At 65.1% G+C, this 17,309-nt stretch carries 19 protein-coding genes; 16 read left to right on the forward strand and 3 right to left on the reverse strand.

Going from position 1 to position 17,309, the window contains the following annotated elements; genetic code table 11:
• Positions 1-106: 106 nt before the first annotated feature.
• From FIV02_RS22145 to ntrC, 4 genes are all read left to right on the forward strand, one after another.
• Positions 107-643 carry a DUF4124 domain-containing protein gene (locus FIV02_RS22145; RefSeq protein ID WP_152489803.1) on the forward strand — a complete coding sequence of 179 codons (537 nt, stop codon included), beginning with the start codon at positions 107-109 and terminating at the stop codon, positions 641-643.
• Between the two features lie 14 nt (positions 644-657).
• Positions 658-1,275, forward strand: a complete 618-nt coding sequence (locus FIV02_RS22150) for a DUF4124 domain-containing protein (RefSeq protein ID WP_152490153.1) — start codon at positions 658-660, stop codon at positions 1,273-1,275.
• Between the two features lie 186 nt (positions 1,276-1,461).
• Entirely contained in the window at positions 1,462-2,550 is a 1,089-nt protein-coding gene (glnL, locus tag FIV02_RS22155; RefSeq protein WP_152489804.1) for a nitrogen regulation protein NR(II), read from the forward strand.
• On the forward strand, positions 2,547-3,980 hold the full coding sequence (gene ntrC, locus FIV02_RS22160) for a nitrogen regulation protein NR(I) (protein WP_037056525.1): 1,434 nt from the start codon (positions 2,547-2,549) through the stop codon (positions 3,978-3,980). The genes glnL and ntrC overlap by 4 nt, the downstream gene beginning before the upstream one ends.
• Positions 3,981-4,119: 139 nt before the next feature.
• Here the strand turns inward: ntrC and FIV02_RS22165 are convergent, their stop codons facing one another.
• Entirely contained in the window at positions 4,120-4,518 is a 399-nt protein-coding gene (locus FIV02_RS22165; protein ID WP_037056528.1) for a TM2 domain-containing protein, read from the reverse strand.
• Positions 4,519-4,665: 147 nt separating this feature from the next.
• On the opposite strand from FIV02_RS22165, the gene FIV02_RS22170 reads away from it, so the two are divergent.
• Positions 4,666-5,877, forward strand: a complete 1,212-nt coding sequence (locus tag FIV02_RS22170) for a putative DNA modification/repair radical SAM protein (RefSeq protein ID WP_037056531.1) — start codon at positions 4,666-4,668, stop codon at positions 5,875-5,877.
• The gene (locus FIV02_RS22175; RefSeq protein WP_152489805.1) at positions 5,877-6,761 is read left to right on the forward strand and encodes a TIGR03915 family putative DNA repair protein; all 885 of its coding nucleotides are present in this window, start codon (positions 5,877-5,879) and stop codon (positions 6,759-6,761) included. The genes FIV02_RS22170 and FIV02_RS22175 overlap by 1 nt, the downstream gene beginning before the upstream one ends.
• Here the strand turns inward: FIV02_RS22175 and FIV02_RS22180 are convergent.
• Positions 6,727-7,872 (reverse strand): PilT/PilU family type 4a pilus ATPase, encoded by a 1,146-nt coding sequence (locus FIV02_RS22180; RefSeq protein WP_037056536.1) that lies wholly within the window; start codon positions 7,870-7,872, stop codon positions 6,727-6,729. The two genes, FIV02_RS22175 and FIV02_RS22180, sit on opposite strands and share 35 nt — an antisense overlap.
• Positions 7,873-7,953: 81 nt before the next feature.
• Positions 7,954-8,988 (reverse strand): type IV pilus twitching motility protein PilT, encoded by a 1,035-nt coding sequence (locus tag FIV02_RS22185; protein WP_037056538.1) that lies wholly within the window; start codon positions 8,986-8,988, stop codon positions 7,954-7,956.
• A 215-nt stretch (positions 8,989-9,203) separates the two neighbouring features.
• Here FIV02_RS22185 and FIV02_RS22190 point away from each other — a divergent pair, with 215 nt between their 5' ends.
• The 10 genes from FIV02_RS22190 (at position 9,204) to FIV02_RS22235 (ending at position 17,295) form a co-directional block, all read left to right on the forward strand.
• Positions 9,204-9,896 (forward strand): YggS family pyridoxal phosphate-dependent enzyme, encoded by a 693-nt coding sequence (locus FIV02_RS22190; RefSeq protein ID WP_134676426.1) that lies wholly within the window; start codon positions 9,204-9,206, stop codon positions 9,894-9,896.
• A gap of 17 nt (positions 9,897-9,913) precedes the next feature.
• Positions 9,914-10,732: a pyrroline-5-carboxylate reductase gene (proC, locus tag FIV02_RS22195; RefSeq protein WP_152489806.1), complete on the forward strand. Its 819-nt coding sequence runs from the start codon at positions 9,914-9,916 to the stop codon at positions 10,730-10,732.
• A gap of 9 nt (positions 10,733-10,741) precedes the next feature.
• Positions 10,742-11,335: a YggT family protein gene (locus FIV02_RS22200; RefSeq protein WP_037056544.1), complete on the forward strand. Its 594-nt coding sequence runs from the start codon at positions 10,742-10,744 to the stop codon at positions 11,333-11,335.
• 4 nt (positions 11,336-11,339) lie between these two features.
• A complete protein-coding gene (locus FIV02_RS22205; RefSeq protein ID WP_037056545.1) occupies positions 11,340-11,630 on the forward strand; it encodes a DUF167 domain-containing protein in 291 nt (96 codons plus the stop codon).
• Between the two features lie 209 nt (positions 11,631-11,839).
• Entirely contained in the window at positions 11,840-13,807 is a 1,968-nt protein-coding gene (locus FIV02_RS22210) for a dynamin-like GTPase family protein (protein ID WP_152489807.1), read from the forward strand.
• 148 nt (positions 13,808-13,955) lie between these two features.
• Positions 13,956-15,095 (forward strand): homoserine O-acetyltransferase, encoded by a 1,140-nt coding sequence (locus FIV02_RS22215; RefSeq protein ID WP_037056551.1) that lies wholly within the window; start codon positions 13,956-13,958, stop codon positions 15,093-15,095.
• Between the two features lie 2 nt (positions 15,096-15,097).
• Positions 15,098-15,718: a methionine biosynthesis protein MetW gene (metW, locus tag FIV02_RS22220; RefSeq protein WP_037056553.1), complete on the forward strand. Its 621-nt coding sequence runs from the start codon at positions 15,098-15,100 to the stop codon at positions 15,716-15,718.
• 14 nt (positions 15,719-15,732) lie between these two features.
• Positions 15,733-16,149 carry a DUF4426 domain-containing protein gene (locus FIV02_RS22225; RefSeq protein WP_037056556.1) on the forward strand — a complete coding sequence of 139 codons (417 nt, stop codon included), beginning with the start codon at positions 15,733-15,735 and terminating at the stop codon, positions 16,147-16,149.
• Entirely contained in the window at positions 16,142-16,747 is a 606-nt protein-coding gene (gene rdgB / locus FIV02_RS22230; RefSeq protein WP_047585834.1) for an RdgB/HAM1 family non-canonical purine NTP pyrophosphatase, read from the forward strand. The genes FIV02_RS22225 and rdgB overlap by 8 nt, the downstream gene beginning before the upstream one ends.
• A 5-nt stretch (positions 16,748-16,752) precedes the next feature.
• A complete protein-coding gene (locus FIV02_RS22235; protein ID WP_256663021.1) occupies positions 16,753-17,295 on the forward strand; it encodes a DUF3916 domain-containing protein in 543 nt (180 codons plus the stop codon).
• Positions 17,296-17,309 lie beyond the last annotated feature (14 nt).

The following is a 17,309-nucleotide window of genomic DNA, read 5'->3' on the forward strand; positions in this document are numbered from 1 at the left end:
CGGTGCAGCTGATTTAGGGCCGGGCATCACAGCCACGACGCCCTGCGCTTGCCAGGAATCCTCAGCAGTGCAAGGCTTAGCGCATCATCCGCGGAAGGATCGGCCCATGCGCCCGTTACTCGCCTGCCTGTTGCTCGCCCTGGCCCTGCCGGCCAGCGCGCAGATCTACAAATACACCGACGCCAACGGCAACACGGTGTTCACCAATCAGCCACCGGAAGGCACGCCCAGCGAGAGCGTCACCCTGCCGCGCACCAACACGGTCGACATGAAGACGCCGAACGTCCCGGCCGACCAGAAGCACGACAGCGACACCAGCCAGAGCACAGCGCCCTACTCCGCGCTGAGCCTGCAGGGCATTCCTGACGAAGAGGCGATGCGCGCCAACAACGGCACCTTCATCGTCAGCGTGAACATCCAGCCACGCCTGCAAGCCGGCCACCGCCTGCGCCTGATTCTGGACGGCGAGCCCTACGGCCAGGCGAGCAATGTCCCGAGCCTGCAACTGACCAACGTCGACCGTGGCGAGCACAGCCTGGCCGTCGCGGTGATGGCCGGCGATCGCATCGTCCAGCAGAGCGCGACGGAGACCTTCACCGTGCAGCGCATCAGCGTCAACAGCCCGGCTCGTGGCGCGCCGTGAAGCACCCCATCACCATGCGTACGCTGTTGCTCGGCCTGCTGCTCATGACCCAGACCACCCTGGCCCAGGTGTACACCTACATCGACGCCGAGGGTAACCGCGTGTTCACGGACAAGCCGCGCAGCAGCAGCGCCGAACGGGTGATCCTCGCCCCGTCCAACAGCGCGCAGCTCAACGCGCCGGCACCGACCGTGCGCATGGCCCCGGCGCCCGCCGTGAGCAAACCGGTCATGCACTACCAGGTCCTGCGCATCCTCGTCCCCGAGCCCGACGCCTCGATTCACAACGGCTCCGGCGACATGATCGTCACCCTCACCAGCGAACCCGGCCTGCTGCCAGGGCACAGCTATCGACTGCTGCTCGATGGCGAGCTGCAGGGCGAGGCGAGCCGCAGCCCGGTATTCTCGCTGCAGCACGTCGACCGAGGCACCCATCAGCTGGCCGCGGAAATCATCGACGCCGCCGGGCTCATCGTCGAGCGCACACCGCCACAGCCGTTCCACATGCACCGGATGAGCCTGGCGCAGAAGCGCAAGGTCAACCCCTGCAAGAAGAACGACTACGGCGTACGTCCCGAGTGCCCGCTCAAGGACAAACCCAAGGAAGACGTGAGCATCCTGCCCTTCTTCTGACAGAGCGCACCTTTATGGTGCGCACTGACGCACCACCTCCTAAACTCTCCCTGTTTTGGGTCGTTTTTCCCCGCCCAGCCGCGCCGCCACACAACCAAAACCTGGCAGACCGCACAAAAAATGCGTCTTTTCGGGGCCTTGGTTTGCTTCTTGCATTTTCCTGCCCATTGCCGGAACGCGCTGCCTATGACCATCAACGACGCACTGCACCGCCTGCTACTCGACAACCTGACCACCGCCACCCTGTTGCTCAACAGCCAGCTGTGCCTTGAGTACATGAACCCGGCGGCGGAAATGCTCCTGGCCGTCAGCGGCCAGCGCAGCCATGGTCAGTTCATCAGCGACCTGTTCACCGAATCGCCTGAAGCGCTGACTTCGCTGCGCCAGGCGGTGGAACAGGCGCATCCGTTCAACAAGCGCGAAGCCGTGCTGACCTCGGTCACCGGCCAGACGCTGACCGTGGACTACGCGGTGACCCCGCTGTTCAGCAAGGGCGAAACCCTGCTGCTGCTGGAGGTGCACCCACGCGACCGCCTGTTGCGCATCACCAAGGAAGAGGCGCAGCTGTCCAAGCAGGAGACCACCAAGCTGCTGGTACGCGGCCTGGCTCACGAGATCAAGAACCCGCTCGGCGGCATTCGCGGCGCGGCTCAGTTGCTCTCGCGCGAACTGCCCAACGAAGACCTCAAGGACTACACCAACGTCATCATCGAGGAGGCCGACCGCCTGCGTAACCTGGTCGACCGCATGCTCGGCTCGAACAAGCTGCCGTCGCTGGCGATGACCAACGTGCATGAGGTGCTGGAGCGCGTCGCCAACCTGATCGAGGCGGAAAGCCAGGGCGGCATCACCCTGGTGCGCGACTACGACCCGAGCATTCCCGACCTGCTCATCGATCGTGAGCAGATGATCCAGGCCGTGCTCAACATCGTGCGCAACGCCATGCAGGCGATCGCCGGGCAGAAGCACGACATGAGACTTGGGCGCATCAGCCTGCGCACCCGCACCCTGCGCCAGTTCACCATCGGCCACACCCGCCACCGCCTGGTGGTCAAGGTGGAGATCATCGACAACGGCCCCGGCATCCCGCCGGAGCTGCAGGAAACCATCTTCTATCCCATGGTCAGTGGCCGTGCCGACGGCACCGGCCTGGGCCTGGCCATCACCCAGAACATCATCAGCCAGCATCAAGGCCTGATCGAATGCGAGAGCTATCCCGGCCACACCGTATTCTCGATCTTCCTGCCGCTGGAACAAGGAGCGCCCACGCCATGAGCCGCAGTGAAACCGTCTGGATTGTCGACGACGATCGTTCCATCCGCTGGGTACTGGAAAAGGCCCTGCAACAGGAAGGCATGACCACCCAGAGTTTCGACAGTGCCGACGGTGTCCTCGCCCGCCTGACCCGCCAGCAGCCGGACGTGATCATCTCCGACATCCGCATGCCCGGCGCCAGTGGCCTCGACCTGCTGGCGCGCATCCGCGAGCTGTATCCGCGCCTGCCGGTGATCATCATGACCGCGCACTCCGACCTGGACAGCGCAGTGGCCAGCTACCAGGGCGGCGCCTTCGAGTACCTGCCCAAGCCGTTCGACGTCGACGAGGCCGTGTCGCTGGTCAAGCGCGCCTTCCAGCATGCCCAGGAGCAGCAGAGCCTGGCCGCCCCTGCCGCCCAGGCACGCACGCCCGAGATCATCGGCGAGGCGCCGGCGATGCAGGAGGTGTTTCGCGCCATTGGCCGGCTGTCCCACTCCAACATCACCGTGCTGATCAACGGCGAGTCCGGGACCGGCAAGGAGCTGGTGGCACATGCCCTGCACCGCCACAGCCCGCGCGCCGCAGCGCCCTTCATCGCCCTGAACATGGCGGCGATCCCCAAGGACCTGATGGAGTCCGAGCTGTTCGGCCACGAGAAAGGCGCCTTCACCGGCGCGGCCAACCAGCGCCGCGGACGCTTCGAGCAGGCCGACGGCGGCACCCTGTTCCTCGACGAGATCGGCGACATGCCGGCCGACACCCAGACGCGCCTGTTGCGCGTACTGGCCGATGGCGAGTTCTACCGCGTCGGCGGCCACACCCCTGTGAAGGTGGACGTGCGCATCATCGCCGCCACCCACCAGAACCTGGAAACCCTGGTGCAGGCCGGCAAGTTCCGTGAAGACCTGTTCCACCGCCTCAACGTCATTCGCATCCACATCCCGCGTCTGGCCGACCGCCGCGAGGACATCCCGACCCTGGCCAACCACTTCCTCGCCCGCGCCGCGCAGGAACTGGCAGTGGAGCCCAAGCTGCTCAAGAGCGAAACCGAGGACTACCTCAAGCACCTGCCCTGGCCGGGCAACGTGCGCCAGCTGGAGAACACCTGCCGCTGGATCACGGTGATGGCCTCGGGCCGTGAGGTGCATGTCGACGACCTGCCTCCGGAGCTGCTGACCCAACCGCAGGATGCCGCGCCCGTCACCAACTGGGAGCAGGCGCTGCGCCTGTGGGCCGACCAGGCCCTGGCCCGTGGCCAGTCCAACCTGCTCGACACCGCGGTACCGGCCTTCGAGCGCATCATGATCGAGACAGCCCTCAAGCACACCGCCGGCCGCCGTCGGGATGCCGCACTGCTGCTGGGCTGGGGTCGCAACACCCTGACCCGCAAGATCAAGGAGCTGGGCATGAAGGTCGACGGCGGGGACGACGACGACAGCGACGACTGATCCCGCCGAGTCACGAAAAAAGGGCATCCCACAGGATGCCCTTTTCATTTCCCCGGATTGCATCCGGGCTACGGAACTGTCTCCCATCTGACGTTTGCTTGAGAGGGAGCAGACCGCGCATAGCGCCGGCCTCTGCCGCTCAAGCGCGCTGCGCGTTCTTCAGCGAGACCTGCGTGTTCAGCGTCCAGAAATCGTAGAGCACGCCGATCAGGAACAGACCGCCGGTGAACAGGTAGATGATCCCGGTGATCCACTTGCCCTGGTACATGCGATGCACGCCGAACACACCAAGGAAGGTCAGCAGGATCCAGGCCACGTTGTAGTCGGTGTCGCCGGCGGTAAAGCGCAGGTCGGCCTCGCGGTCCATCGAGGGGATCAGGAACAGGTCGATGATCCAGCCGATGAAGAACAGGCCGAGGGTGAAGAACCAGATGGTGCCGGTGACCGGCTTGCCGTAGTAGAAACGGTGCGAACCGAGGAAACCGAAGATCCACAGCAGGTAGCCGATCAGCTTGCTATGCGTGTCCTGTCGTTGCATGACGAACTCCTTGTGCGAGATACGATTCAGACGCTGCGCGCCAGGCGAAGGTTGCATGCCTGCCACGACAAGGCAACAGGACGAACTGCTTGATAGCTGTACGGCGCCCATATACTGTATAAACAAACAGTATCGATATCGCCCGCCATGCAACTGATCGAAAAACTCACCATCCTCGCCGACGCCGCCAAGTACGACGCCTCCTGCGCCAGCAGCGGCGCACCCAAGCGCAGTTCCAGGGGCAAGGACGGCATCGGCTCGACCAACGGCATGGGCATCTGCCACAGCTACACGCCGGATGGCCGCTGCGTGGCGCTGCTCAAGGTCCTGCTGACCAATTTCTGCCTGTACGACTGCCAGTACTGCATCAATCGCCGCTCCAGCGACGTGCCACGTGCGCGCTTCACCCCCGAGGAAGTGGTCACCCTGACCCTCGACTTCTACAAGCGCAACTGCATCAGCGGCCTGTTCCTCAGCTCCGGCATCATCCGCTCGGCCGACTACACCATGGAACAGCTGATCCGCGTCGCCAGGCTGCTGCGCGAACAGCACCAGTTCCGTGGCTACATCCACCTCAAGACCATTCCCGACGCCGCGCCGGAGCTGATCGCCGAGGCCGGCCTGTATGCCGACCGCCTCAGCGTCAACATCGAGCTACCCACCGAGACCAGCCTGGTCCGCCTGGCCCCGGAGAAGAATGTCGGCAGCATTCACCAGGCCATGCACAACATCCACCAGGGCGAACGCGAAGCACGGGAAGAACGGCGGGCGCCGCGCTTCGCCCCGGCCGGGCAGAGCACGCAGATGATCGTCGGCGCCGATGCCACCGACGACAGCACCATCCTGCACAACGCCCAGAGCCTGTACCAGGACTACCGCCTGCGCCGCGTCTACTACTCGGCCTTCAGCCCGATTCCGCAGAGCCCCAGGAGCGTGCCGTTCGAAGCCCCGCCACTGCTGCGCGAACACCGCCTGTACCAGGCCGACTTCCTCATGCGCGGCTACGGCTTCAGCGCCACCGAGCTGCTCGACGGCCCCGGCAACCTGGCGCTGGACATCGACCCCAAGCTGGCCTGGGCACTGGCCAACCGCGAGCAGTTTCCCGTCGACCTCAACCGCGCCGACGAAACCCTGATCGCCCGCGTTCCGGGTATCGGCGTGCTGAGTGCACGCCGCCTGGGGGCGCTGAGGCGGGAACGACGCATCCGCTTCGAAGACCTGACCCGCCTGCGCTGCGTGCTGGAGAAGGCCAAGCCGTTCATCGTCACCCAGGACTACCGGCCACCGCGTGGCGAACACGAGTCCGTGGTGCTGCGCCAGCAACTGCGCGATACCCCGGCGCAGATGGCGCTGTGGTGATGCACTGCCTGCGCTTCGACGGCACCTTCGCCACCTGGCGCCAGGTGGCGCGCCGTGCCCTGCTGCAAGGCCTGGCGCCGCATCAGCTGCAATGGCAGGACGACGAGGCGGCCCCCGGCCTGTTCGACCAGCCTGCCGAGCGGACGCAGGAACCCAGCGGACGTCTGCGCGTATCGCCCGAGCTGCTGGAACTGCTGGAGAGCGCCGCGCAGTATCGCGGCGATGAGCGCTGGAGCCTGCTCTACCGCGTGCTCTGGCGCTTCGTCCAGGGTGAGCGCAGCGCCGTGCTGGCCGGCGACCCCGACGGCAGCGAGCTGCACCGTCGCCTCAAGGCCGTGCGCCGCGAGGCCCATCACCTGCATGCCTTCGTGCGCTTCCAGCCATGCGTGGCCCCCGCTGCGCCAGACTTCGTCGCCTGGTTCGAGCCCGCTCACGACATCCTCGCCGCGGCCAGCGGCCATTTCGCCGAACGCCTGGGCAAGCACAGCTGGCTGATCACGACACCGCGCGACGGCGTGTACTGGGATGGCCAACGCCTGCAGCACGAACGGCACTGTCCGGCCCAGTGGCAGGATTGGGCACAGCAACCCGATGACAGTGGTCAGGCGCTGTGGCGCGCCTATTACGGCAGCACCTTCAACCCGGCGCGGCTCAATCGCACGGCCATGCAGCAGCACTTGCCGCTGAGGTTCTGGAAGAACCTGCCGGAAGGCCCACTGATCCCGCAATTGATGAGCGAGGCGCGCGCCGGTGCCCAGCGCGATGGCCAGGCACGGGTGCTGGCCGGCAGGAAGGGCAAACGCATTGCCCGGATGAACGAAGGGGACGCCTTGCGTCCCCTCTCAGGCATCAGCGGAAGCGACGCCCCGGATCTTCCTCGCTGACCTCCAGCTCCAGGCCCTTGGCCATGCTGGTGAGGTGGTCGCCATCGGTCTCCGAACCGAGCTTGATCATCAGGCGCAGGTCGTTCGCCGAGTCGGCGTAGAGCAAGGCATCCTCGTAGGTGATCTCGCCCTGGGTGTAGAGGTTGTACAGCGCCTGGTCGAAGGTCTGCATGCCCTGCTCGGTGGAGCGCTTCATCAGGCCCTTGAGCTCGTGCACCTCACCCTTGCGGATCAGGTCGGCAGCCAGCGGGGTGTTGATCAGCACCTCGATCACCGCACGGCGGCCCTTGCCATCCGGAGTCGGCACCAGCTGCTGGGCGACGATGGCCTTGAGGTTGAGCGACAGGTCCATCCACACCTGGTTCTGCCGGTCCGCCGGGAAGAAGTTGATGATGCGGTCCAGCGCCTGGTTGGCGTTGTTGGCGTGCAGGGTCGCCAGGCACAGGTGGCCGGTCTCGGCGAATGCCACGGCGTGGTCCATGGTCTCGCGGGTGCGCACCTCACCGATGAGGATCACGTCCGGCGCCTGACGCAGGGTGTTCTTCAGCGCCACCTCGAAGGACTCGGTGTCGATGCCGACCTCGCGCTGGGTGACGATGCAGTTCTGGTGCTGGTGGATGTACTCGATCGGGTCTTCGATGGAGATGATGTGGCCGCTGCTGTTCTTGTTGCGGTAGCCGATCATCGCCGCCAGCGAGGTGGACTTACCGGTACCGGTCGCACCGACGAACAGCACCAGGCCGCGCTTGGTCAGCGCCAGCTTCTTGAGGATTTCCGGCAGCTTGAGGTCATCGATGGTGGGGATGTTGGTCTCGATGCGACGCAGCACCATGCCCACCAGGTTGCGCTGGTAGAAGGCACTGACGCGGAAACGACCGATGCCGCGCGCGCTGATGGCGAAGTTGCACTCGTGGTTTTCGGCGAAATCGCGGCGCTGCGCCTCGTTCATCACGCCGAGCACGGTTTCGCGAGTCTGCTCCGGCGACATGGGGTTCTTGGTCACGGGCATGATCTTGCCGTTGACCTTCATCGACGGCGGCACACCGGCAGTGATGAACAGGTCGGAACCACCTTTTTCGACCATCAGGCGCAGCAGTTTTTCGAATTCCATCGTCGCTCTCGCAAATCCACACGCACTGTTCGGCACTCAGCGGCGCATGCGGGCGTGCTCCACACGCGCCGGCCGAACGGTTTAGAAGTTTTCCGGGGTCTTGGCCTTTTCCCGCGCACTGTCGCGGCTGACCAACCCCTTGCTGACCAGGGTCTTGAGGCAGGCATCGAGGGTCTGCATGCCCAGCGCACCACCGGTCTGGATCGCCGAGTACATCTGCGCGACCTTGTCCTCACGGATCAGGTTACGGATGGCCGGCGTACCGATCATGATTTCGTGAGCGGCCACACGACCACCGCCGATCTTCTTCAGCAGGGTCTGCGAGATCACCGCCTGCAGCGATTCGGAGAGCATCGAGCGAACCATCGACTTCTCCTCGGCCGGGAACACGTCGACCACCCGGTCGATGGTCTTGGCGGCGGAGGTGGTGTGCAGGGTGCCGAAGACCAGGTGACCGGTTTCCGCGGCGGTCAGCGCCAGGCGGATGGTCTCCAGGTCACGCATCTCACCGACCAGGATGATGTCCGGGTCTTCCCGCAGTGCCGAGCGCAGGGCTTCGGAGAAGCCGTGGGTATCGCGGTGCACCTCGCGCTGGTTGACCAGGCACTTCTTCGACTCGTGAACGAATTCGATCGGGTCTTCGATGGTGAGGATGTGGTGATACTTGTTGCTGTTGAGGTAGTCGAGCATCGCCGCCAGGGTGGTCGACTTGCCCGAACCGGTCGGGCCGGTGACCAGCACCAGGCCGCGCGGCACGTCGGTGATCTTGCGGAACACGTCGCCCATGCCGAGGTCTTCCATGGTCAGGACCTTGGACGGAATGGTACGGAACACCGCACCGGCGCCACGGTTCTGGTTGAAGGCGTTGACCCGGAAACGCGCGACGCCAGGTACTTCGAAGGAGAAGTCGGTCTCGAGGAACTCTTCGAAATCCTTGCGCTGCTTGTCATTCATGATGTCGTAGATCAGCGCATGCACCTGCTTGTGATCCAGCGGCGGCAGGTTGATGCGGCGAACATCGCCGTCTACGCGGATCATCGGCGGCAGACCGGCCGAGAGGTGCAAATCCGACGCGCCTTGCTTGGCGCTGAAGGCAAGCAGCTCAGTGATATCCATGGGACTCCCCAATTACAAGCAAGCAGGTAGAATGCCGCGACCCATTGGACGGTGTTCACACGGCAGCGCGCAGCGGTCAGGCGGGAGGCAATCAGGCGAAAAGTGGCACGTACGAGCCGTACATGAGCATTTTTCGGCTGATTCCAGCGCGGCATGGCCGGGCACAGCGACGTGTAGACACCCTCTCGAACGGCAGGGCTGATAGAGCGCAAGTAATGTCCACGATAGCAGAGAATATTGCAAAGGTCGGTGCGCGCATCCGTGAGGCGGCGCAAGCCTCGCAGCGCAATTTGCAGGATATCGGCCTGCTGGCGGTGAGCAAGACCAAGCCCGCGGACGCCGTTCGCGAGGCCCATGCCGCCGGCCTGCGCGATTTTGGCGAGAACTACCTGCAGGAAGCCCTGGAAAAACAGGCCGCTTTGAGCGACCTGCCCTTGATCTGGCACTTCATCGGCCCCATTCAGTCGAACAAGACCCGGCCCATCGCCGAGCATTTCGACTGGGTACATTCGGTGGATCGCCTGAAAATCGCCCAACGCCTGTCCGACCAGCGCCCGGCGCACCTGCCCGCGCTGAACATCTGCCTGCAGGTCAACGTCAGCCTCGAGGCCAGCAAATCCGGCTGCAGCCCCGAGGAACTGCCGGAGCTGGCCAGGGCCATCAGCGCCCTGCCCAACCTCAGGTTGCGCGGGCTGATGGCGATTCCCGAAGCCACCGATGATATCGCCGCGCAACACGCCGCCTTCGCTCGCCTGCGCCAGTTGCGCGACGACCTGGCGCTGAACCTCGACACCCTGTCCATGGGCATGAGCCATGACCTGGAGGCCGCCATCGCCGAAGGCGCCACCTGGGTACGCATCGGCACCGCCCTGTTCGGCGCCCGCGACTACGGCCAGCCCACTCACTGAATGAAGGAATTCCTGCAATGAGCAACCCGATCATCACCTTCGTCGGCGCCGGCAACATGGCCGCCAGCCTGATTGGCGGCCTGCGCGCCCAGGGAGTGGAGGCCAGCGCCATCCGTGCCAGCGAACCGGGCACCGAGCAGCGTGAGCGCCTGCAACAGGCACACGGCATCGCCACCTTCGGCAACAACGCCGAGGCCATCGCCGGCGCCGACCTGATCGTGCTGGCGGTCAAGCCACAGGTCATGAAAGCGGTCTGCCTGGACCTCGCGCCGCACCTCGCGCCCAACCAGGTGATCATCTCCATCGCCGCCGGCATCAGCTGCGCCAGCCTGGAAGGCTGGCTGGGCGAACGCCCGCTGGTGCGCTGCATGCCCAATACGCCGGCCCTGCTGCGTCAGGGCGTTTCCGGCCTGTTCGCCAACCCACGAGTCAGCAGCGCGCAGAAGGCGCAGGCGGAGCAGGTCCTGAGCGCCGTGGGCCTGGCCCTGTGGCTGGACGAGGAAAGCCAGCTCGACGCCGTGACCGCCGTTTCCGGCAGCGGACCGGCCTATTTCTTCCTGCTGATCGAGGCGATGACCACTGCCGGCGAGCAGCTCGGCCTGCCGCGCGAGACCGCCGCGCAGCTGAGCATCCAGACCGCACTGGGCGCCGCACGCATGGCCAGCGAGAGCGATGTCGACGCAGCCGAGCTGCGCCGCCGCGTCACCTCGCCGAACGGCACCACCGAAGCGGCGATCAAAACCTTCCAGGCCGGCGGCTTCGAAGCGCTGGTGCAACAGGCACTCAATGCCGCCGCCAACCGTTCCGCCGAACTGGCCGAACAGCTCGGTCAATAAGGAGACAGCATGTCCGGACTCATCGAAGCGCTGATCTACATCATCCAGACCCTCGGCAGCCTGTACCTGCTGATCGTGCTGCTGCGTTTCATCCTGCAGCTGGTCAGGGCCGACTTCTACAACCCGCTGAGCCAGTTCGTGGTCAAGGCCACCCAGCCGCTGCTGACGCCGCTGCGCCGGATCATCCCCGGCTTCTCCGGGCTGGACCTGGCCTCGCTGGTCCTGGCCATCCTGGTTCAGCTGGTCCTGATGGTGGTCACCCTGACCCTGATGGGCTACAACGTCGGCGGCTTCATCCTGCAGCTGCTGGTGTGGTCGGTGATCGGCGTGACCTCGCTGTTCCTCAAGGTGTTCTTCTTCGCCCTGATCGTCAGCGTGATCCTCTCCTGGGTCGCACCGGGCAGCTACAACCCCGGCGCCCAGCTGGTGAACCAGATCTGCGAGCCGCTGCTGGCGCCCTTCCGCCGCCTGCTGCCGAACCTCGGCGGCCTGGACATCTCGCCGATCTTCGCGTTCATCGCGATCAACCTCGCAGACCGCTTCATCATCGGCAGCCTGGCAGCCTACACCGGCCTGCCGCCGATGCTCAGCCCGTTCCTCTGAGGCGGTGAGCTACTTCCGCTGGGACGGCGAGGACCTGATCCTCGACTGTCACCTGCAGCCCAAGGCGAGCAAGGACGAGTTCGCCGGGCTGCATGGTGAGCGGCTGAAGATCCGCCTGACCGCGCCGCCGGTGGAGGGCAAGGCCAACGCGCAGCTGCAGGCGTTCCTGGCCAAGGCCTTCGGCGTTGCCAAGAGCCAGGTGAGCCTGGAAAGCGGCGAGCTCAACCGTCAGAAGCGCCTGCGTATCCATGCCCCGAAAAGCCTGCCACCCCTGCCGGGGCTGCAGCGCGCCTGAAAATGACCGCTCAGCCCCCATACCCGACCATAAGGCGGGACTGACAGGCAGGCAATTGACGCCAGCTTCGCGTCTCGCATAATGCAGAATATTCTTGCGAATGCCGTGCGTCCTGGCGGCCAACCCGCGCCCCGTCACGACGACGGTGAGCGCGTAGCCACTCAACCCCTTAACCGGCAAGCCGCTGCCCTTGCGACAGGAGAGCCAGGATGAGCATGGAACGTCTCAGCCAACAGGTCGACGCCTACGTTGCCTGGAAGCGCGAGTTGATGCGCGAGATCACGCGTTATCGCAGCTGGCTGGAACAGAACCGCCTCAACTCCGACGCCGTTCAGGCCAAGCTCGAGCGCGCGCTGAAGATCCTGCGCACCGATCACATCACCCTGGCCTTCGTCGGTGAGTTCTCCCGCGGCAAGACCGAGCTGATCAACAGCCTGTTCTTCTCCGAGTACGGCCAGCGCATGCTGCCCTCGCACGCCGGGCGCACCACCATGTGTCCCACCGAGCTGTTCTTCGACCCCCGTTCGGAACGCCCCTACATCCGCCTGCTGCCGATCGAAACGCGCACGGCCTCCGCCAGCGTCGCGCAGTTCAAACGCATTCCCCGGCACTGGGTGAACATCCCGCTGGACACCAGCGACCCAGCCAACATGGCCCTGGCCTTCAGCCAGGTGGCCAAGACCAAGTCCATGCCAGTGGAACAGGCGATCCAGCTCGGCTTCCACCCGGACATGCTCGAGGGCACCGGCAAGCGCGGCCAGGTGCTGGTGCCGGCCTGGCGTCACGCCATGGTCAACTTCGACCACCCGCTGCTGCGCCAGGGCCTGCGCATTCTCGACACCCCCGGCCTGAACGCCCTGGGCAGCGAGCCGGAACTGACCCTGTCGATGCTGCCCAACGCCCAGGCGATCATCTTCCTGCTGGCCGCCGACAGCGGCGTCACAGCCAGCGACATGAGCATCTGGCAGCAGCATATCCGCCAGCTCGACGAAGACACCCAGACCTGCCTGTTCGCCGTCCTGAACAAGATCGACGTGCTGTGGGACGACCTGGCCGGCGAGGCCTTCGTGCAGAACGCCATCAGCCAGATCCAGAGCGCAACCGCCAAGCAACTGGGCATCGCCCAGCAGGACGTGCTGCCGCTCTCGGCCAAGCAGGCGCTGCTGGCCAAGGTGCGCAAGGACGAGGAGCTGCTGGCCCGCAGCCAGATGACGCAGCTGGAGACCCTGCTCTGCGAGCGCATCGTGGCGCAGAAGGAGCGCCTGATCGAGGACCATGTGGTACGCCAGGTCCTGGCCCTGCTGAACAACAGCCAGCACGTGCTCAACCTGCGCCTGGAGAAGGTCAGCGAACAGCTCGCCCTGCTCGGCAACCACCAGCAGGACAATGGTCAGCTGCTGTTCGAGCTGACCGCCAAGACCAAGGAAGACCACACCCTGCATCACAAGCGCCTGCTCGGTCTGAAGACCAACCAGCGCCTGCTCAACCGCCAGGGCCAGCTGCTGCGCCACGCCGCGCGCAGCGAACGCCTGGACGAGCACCTCGGCGCGGTGCGCCGCAACCTTACCGGCAGTTGGACCACCCTGGGCATCAACCAGGCCATCCTGCACTTCTTCCGCAGCGTGGAGCACGACCTGCACAACCTGCAGCACGAGGCCGAGATGGCCAACAAGATGGTCGCCGCCATCTACCGCCGGCACAACGAAGACAACCCGCTGAACGGTGTCGATGCGCCGCAGTTCAAGATCCAGCGCTACCTGCGCGAGCTGAACAAGCTGCAGGCCAAGGGCGACCAGTTCCGCCTGCACCTCAAGACGCTGCTGACCGAGCAGCGCAGCCTCACCCGCCGCTTCTTCGCCACCCTGGCGCAGGAAGTGATCGGCCTGCACCAGCGCCTGCGCCGGGATGCCGAACATTGGGCGGCCGACGCCCTGATGCCGCTGATGCAGCACACGCTGGAACACAAGCAGATGCTGGAAAGCCACATGCTGCGGCTCAAGGCACTGGCCCAGGAAACCCAGCAGACGCGCAAGCGCAGCCAGCAACTGGCGCGCTACAAGGACGAGCTGGAACAGCAACTGGCCCAGGCTGCCGACATGCTGCGCATCCTGCGGCGTCCGGCGCCCGTGCAGCGCCAGGGCAAGGTGGTGAACCTGCCAACCGCAGTACGCCGCTGACCCGGCAAGCCACGACGACACGCGCTGGCCGTTCACCCCGCGCCCCCCTGAGCGCGGCGTGGCGCGCAGCTGGAGTGCCCGCTCGCTTGCCGCTGTCAGCCTCGCTCTTTAGACTGGCGCCCTCCTCCGATTCCTTAGCAGCGACTCCATGCCCACTGCCTTTCCCGAAGATTCCGTCGGCCTGGTCAGTCCCCAGGTGTTCAAGTTCAGCGAACCATTGGCCCTGGCCTGCGGCCGCAGCCTGACCGAGTACGAACTGGTCGTCGAAACCTATGGCGAACTCAACGCCGCACGCAGCAATGCCGTACTGATCTGCCATGCCCTGTCCGGCCACCACCACGCCGCCGGCTACCACAGCCCGGACGACCGCAAACCCGGCTGGTGGGACAGCTGCATCGGCCCCGGCAAGCCCATCGACACCCGCAAGTTCTTCGTCGTCAGCCTCAACAACCTCGGCGGCTGCAACGGTTCCACCGGCCCCGGCAGCGCCAACCCGGCCACCGGCAAGCCCTACGGCGCCGACTTCCCGGTGATGACCGTGGAAGACTGGGTGCACAGCCAGGCACGCCTGGCCGACCAGCTCGGTATCGAGCGCTGGGCCGCCGTGATCGGTGGCAGCCTCGGTGGCATGCAGGCCATGCAGTGGACCATCAGCTACCCGGAGCGCGTGCGTCACTGCCTGGCCATCGCCTCGGCACCCAAGCTGTCGGCGCAGAACATCGCCTTCAACGAAGTGGCGCGCCAGGCCATCCTCACCGACCCGGAGTTCCATGGCGGCCATTTCCAGGAGCAGGGCGTGATTCCCAAGCGCGGCCTGATGCTGGCACGCATGGTCGGCCACATCACCTACCTGTCCGATGACGCCATGGGCGAGAAATTCGGTCGTGGCCTGAAGAGCGAGAAGCTCAACTACGACTTCCACAGCGTCGAGTTCCAGGTCGAGAGCTACCTGCGCTACCAGGGCGAGGAGTTCTCCGGCCGCTTCGACGCCAACACCTACCTGCTGATGACCAAGGCGCTGGACTACTTCGACCCGGCCGCCGCACAGGATGGCGACCTGGCGCAGACCCTGGCCGTGGCCAAGGCGGATTTCTGCCTGATGTCCTTCACCACCGACTGGCGCTTCTCCCCCGCCCGCTCGCGGGAAATCGTCGACGCCCTGACGGCGGCGAAGAAAAACGTCTGCTACCTGGAGATCGACGCCCCGCAAGGCCATGACGCCTTCCTCATGCCGATCCCGCGCTACCTGCAGGCGTTCGGCAGTTACATGAAGCGAATCGAGGTATGAGCATGCGAGCGGATCTGGACATCATCCAGGAGTGGATCGCCCCGGGCAGCCGCGTGCTCGACCTAGGCTGCGGCGACGGCGAGCTGCTCGCCTGGCTGCGCGACAACAAGCAGGTTTCCGGCTACGGCCTGGAGATCGACCCGGACAAGATCGCCCTGTGCATCGAGCGCGGCGTCAACGTCATCGAGCAGAACCTCGACCTGGGGCTCGGCAACTTCGCCAGCAACAGCTTCGACGTGGTGGTGATGACCCAGTCGCTGCAGGCGCTGCACTACCCGGACAAGGTGCTGGCCGAGATGTTGCGCGTCGGCAAGACCTGCATCATCACCTTCCCCAACTTCGGCCACTGGCGCTGCCGCTGGTACCTGACGACAAAAGGTCGCATGCCGGTTTCGGACTTCCTGCCCTACACCTGGTACAACACACCGAACATTCACTTCTGCACCTTCGAAGACTTCGAGCGCCTGTGCCATGCTCAAGGAGCACGTGTGGAAGAACGCCTGGCGGTGGACCGCGAACACCGCCATGGCCTTGCAAGCCGCGCCTGGCCCAACCTGCTGGGCGAGATCGGCATCTATCGCATCAGCGGTGCGGAGCCTGCCGCCCGCCGCGTCGCGGTCTGAACGAGGAGAACACCATGCGCCGCATCATCCCCTTCCTGATCGCCCTGTGCCTGGCCTTGCCGGCTGCCGCAGAACGCAAGCAGAGCTTCGGCGATCTCGACGTCCACTACAGCGTCTTCAACTCCAGCTTCATCCAACCGGACATCGCCGCAGCCGCTGGCCTGACCCGCAGCAAGACCCAGGGCGTGATCAACGTCGCCGTGCTCAAGGCCGGCAAGGCCAGCACCGCCGTGGTCGCCGGCGAGGTGAAGGACCTGCTGGGCAAGAGCACCGCGCTGAGCTTCCGTCAGGTCAGCGAGGGCGATGCCATCTACTACCTGGCGCAGTTCCCGTTCAAGACGCGCGAAGTGCTGAGCTTCACCCTGAACGTGCGTCAGGGCGACGACGCACACCGCATCACCTTCAACCAGGAAATGTTCCCGGATGACTGACCCCGTGAATGGCTTCAAGGAACTGGTACTGGCCAGCCACAACGCCGGCAAGCTCAAGGAGCTGCAGGCCATGCTCGGCGACGCCGTGCGCGTGCGCTCGATCGGCGAATTCAGCCAGGTCGAGCCGGAGGAGACCGGTCTGTCGTTCGTCGAGAACGCCATCCTCAAGGCGCGCAACGCCGCACGCATCTCCGGCCTGCCGGCGCTGGCCGACGACTCCGGCCTGGCCGTGGACTACCTGGGGGGCGCGCCCGGCATCTACTCCGCGCGCTACGCCGATGGCAAGGGCGATGCGGCGAACAACGCCAAGCTGCTCGACGCCCTGAAAGACGTGCCGGATGCCCAGCGCGGCGCGCAGTTCGTCTGCGCCCTGGCCCTGGTGCGCCATGCCGATGACCCGCTGCCGATCCTCTGCGAAGGCCTGTGGCACGGCAGCATCCTGCACGAAGCGCGCGGCGAACACGGCTTCGGCTACGACCCGCTGTTCTGGGTGCCGGAAAGCGGCTGCTCCAGCGCCGAACTGCCAGCCGAACAGAAGAACCGCCTGAGCCACCGCGCCCGCGCCATGGCACTGTTCAAGCAGCGCCTGGGGCTGTAATCGCCTTGGTCAGACGCCTGATTCTCAGCAAGAAACCACGCGGTGTTGCTCGTCGACTAAAGGCGCTAGATCATTGGGCAGCACGCTTTGAGGACAACTTTCCGCAGAGCATTCCTGCCGGCGAGCGCTACTGGAACTGGAAAATTCCCGTGCTATTCAGCCTCGTCGAGGGACGGCACACCAATCCCCAGATTCAAGCTCGCTGCGCGCAGGCATTGATCAATGCCTGCCAGCATCTGATGCGTTCCAAACCACCAGAGGCAGAAAACTGGCGGGTGACGGCCGTAATCTGCCTACCTGATTTTTTCACCAGCGAAGTGTGCTTGTATCTGGATGAGGATTACTTCCAGGCTCACACCCGTGCCTCGGTGAGCGAGTATGGCAACAGCCGCCATCTGACACCACTGAGCCTATCCAAAGCCTGGTCACTGCAACTGGCAGATGGCTGTGGCGAGCTGGGCACCGAAATCGACTACCTCGACGAAGACCAACCTAATGGGCGCTTCATCGCCCAGCGTTGGTACTTCGGTGAAGTCATGCCACGATAGCCGCCCGTTACTGC

It is taken from the genome of Pseudomonas sp. THAF187a (assembly GCF_009363395.1).
GTDB classification, from domain to species: Bacteria; Pseudomonadota; Gammaproteobacteria; order Pseudomonadales; family Pseudomonadaceae; genus Aquipseudomonas; species Aquipseudomonas khazarica.

What these genes read in the sequence shown, in the direction of transcription:
- FIV02_RS22145 (WP_152489803.1), top strand. Translation starts at nt 107, where the DNA reads ATGCGCCCGTTACTCGCCTGCCTGTTGCTCGCCCTGGCCCTGCCGGCC.
- FIV02_RS22150 (WP_152490153.1), top strand. Translation starts at nt 658, where the DNA reads ATGCGTACGCTGTTGCTCGGCCTGCTGCTCATGACCCAGACCACCCTG.
- glnL (WP_152489804.1), top strand. Translation starts at nt 1,462, where the DNA reads ATGACCATCAACGACGCACTGCACCGCCTGCTACTCGACAACCTGACC.
- ntrC (WP_037056525.1), top strand. Translation starts at nt 2,547, where the DNA reads ATGAGCCGCAGTGAAACCGTCTGGATTGTCGACGACGATCGTTCCATC.
- FIV02_RS22165 (WP_037056528.1), bottom strand. Translation starts at nt 4,518, where the DNA reads ATGCAACGACAGGACACGCATAGCAAGCTGATCGGCTACCTGCTGTGG.
- FIV02_RS22170 (WP_037056531.1), top strand. Translation starts at nt 4,666, where the DNA reads ATGCAACTGATCGAAAAACTCACCATCCTCGCCGACGCCGCCAAGTAC.
- FIV02_RS22175 (WP_152489805.1), top strand. Translation starts at nt 5,877, where the DNA reads ATGCACTGCCTGCGCTTCGACGGCACCTTCGCCACCTGGCGCCAGGTG.
- FIV02_RS22180 (WP_037056536.1), bottom strand. Translation starts at nt 7,872, where the DNA reads ATGGAATTCGAAAAACTGCTGCGCCTGATGGTCGAAAAAGGTGGTTCC.
- FIV02_RS22185 (WP_037056538.1), bottom strand. Translation starts at nt 8,988, where the DNA reads ATGGATATCACTGAGCTGCTTGCCTTCAGCGCCAAGCAAGGCGCGTCG.
- FIV02_RS22190 (WP_134676426.1), top strand. Translation starts at nt 9,204, where the DNA reads ATGTCCACGATAGCAGAGAATATTGCAAAGGTCGGTGCGCGCATCCGT.
- proC (WP_152489806.1), top strand. Translation starts at nt 9,914, where the DNA reads ATGAGCAACCCGATCATCACCTTCGTCGGCGCCGGCAACATGGCCGCC.
- FIV02_RS22200 (WP_037056544.1), top strand. Translation starts at nt 10,742, where the DNA reads ATGTCCGGACTCATCGAAGCGCTGATCTACATCATCCAGACCCTCGGC.
- FIV02_RS22210 (WP_152489807.1), top strand. Translation starts at nt 11,840, where the DNA reads ATGAGCATGGAACGTCTCAGCCAACAGGTCGACGCCTACGTTGCCTGG.
- FIV02_RS22215 (WP_037056551.1), top strand. Translation starts at nt 13,956, where the DNA reads ATGCCCACTGCCTTTCCCGAAGATTCCGTCGGCCTGGTCAGTCCCCAG.
- metW (WP_037056553.1), top strand. Translation starts at nt 15,098, where the DNA reads ATGCGAGCGGATCTGGACATCATCCAGGAGTGGATCGCCCCGGGCAGC.
- FIV02_RS22225 (WP_037056556.1), top strand. Translation starts at nt 15,733, where the DNA reads ATGCGCCGCATCATCCCCTTCCTGATCGCCCTGTGCCTGGCCTTGCCG.
- rdgB (WP_047585834.1), top strand. Translation starts at nt 16,142, where the DNA reads ATGACTGACCCCGTGAATGGCTTCAAGGAACTGGTACTGGCCAGCCAC.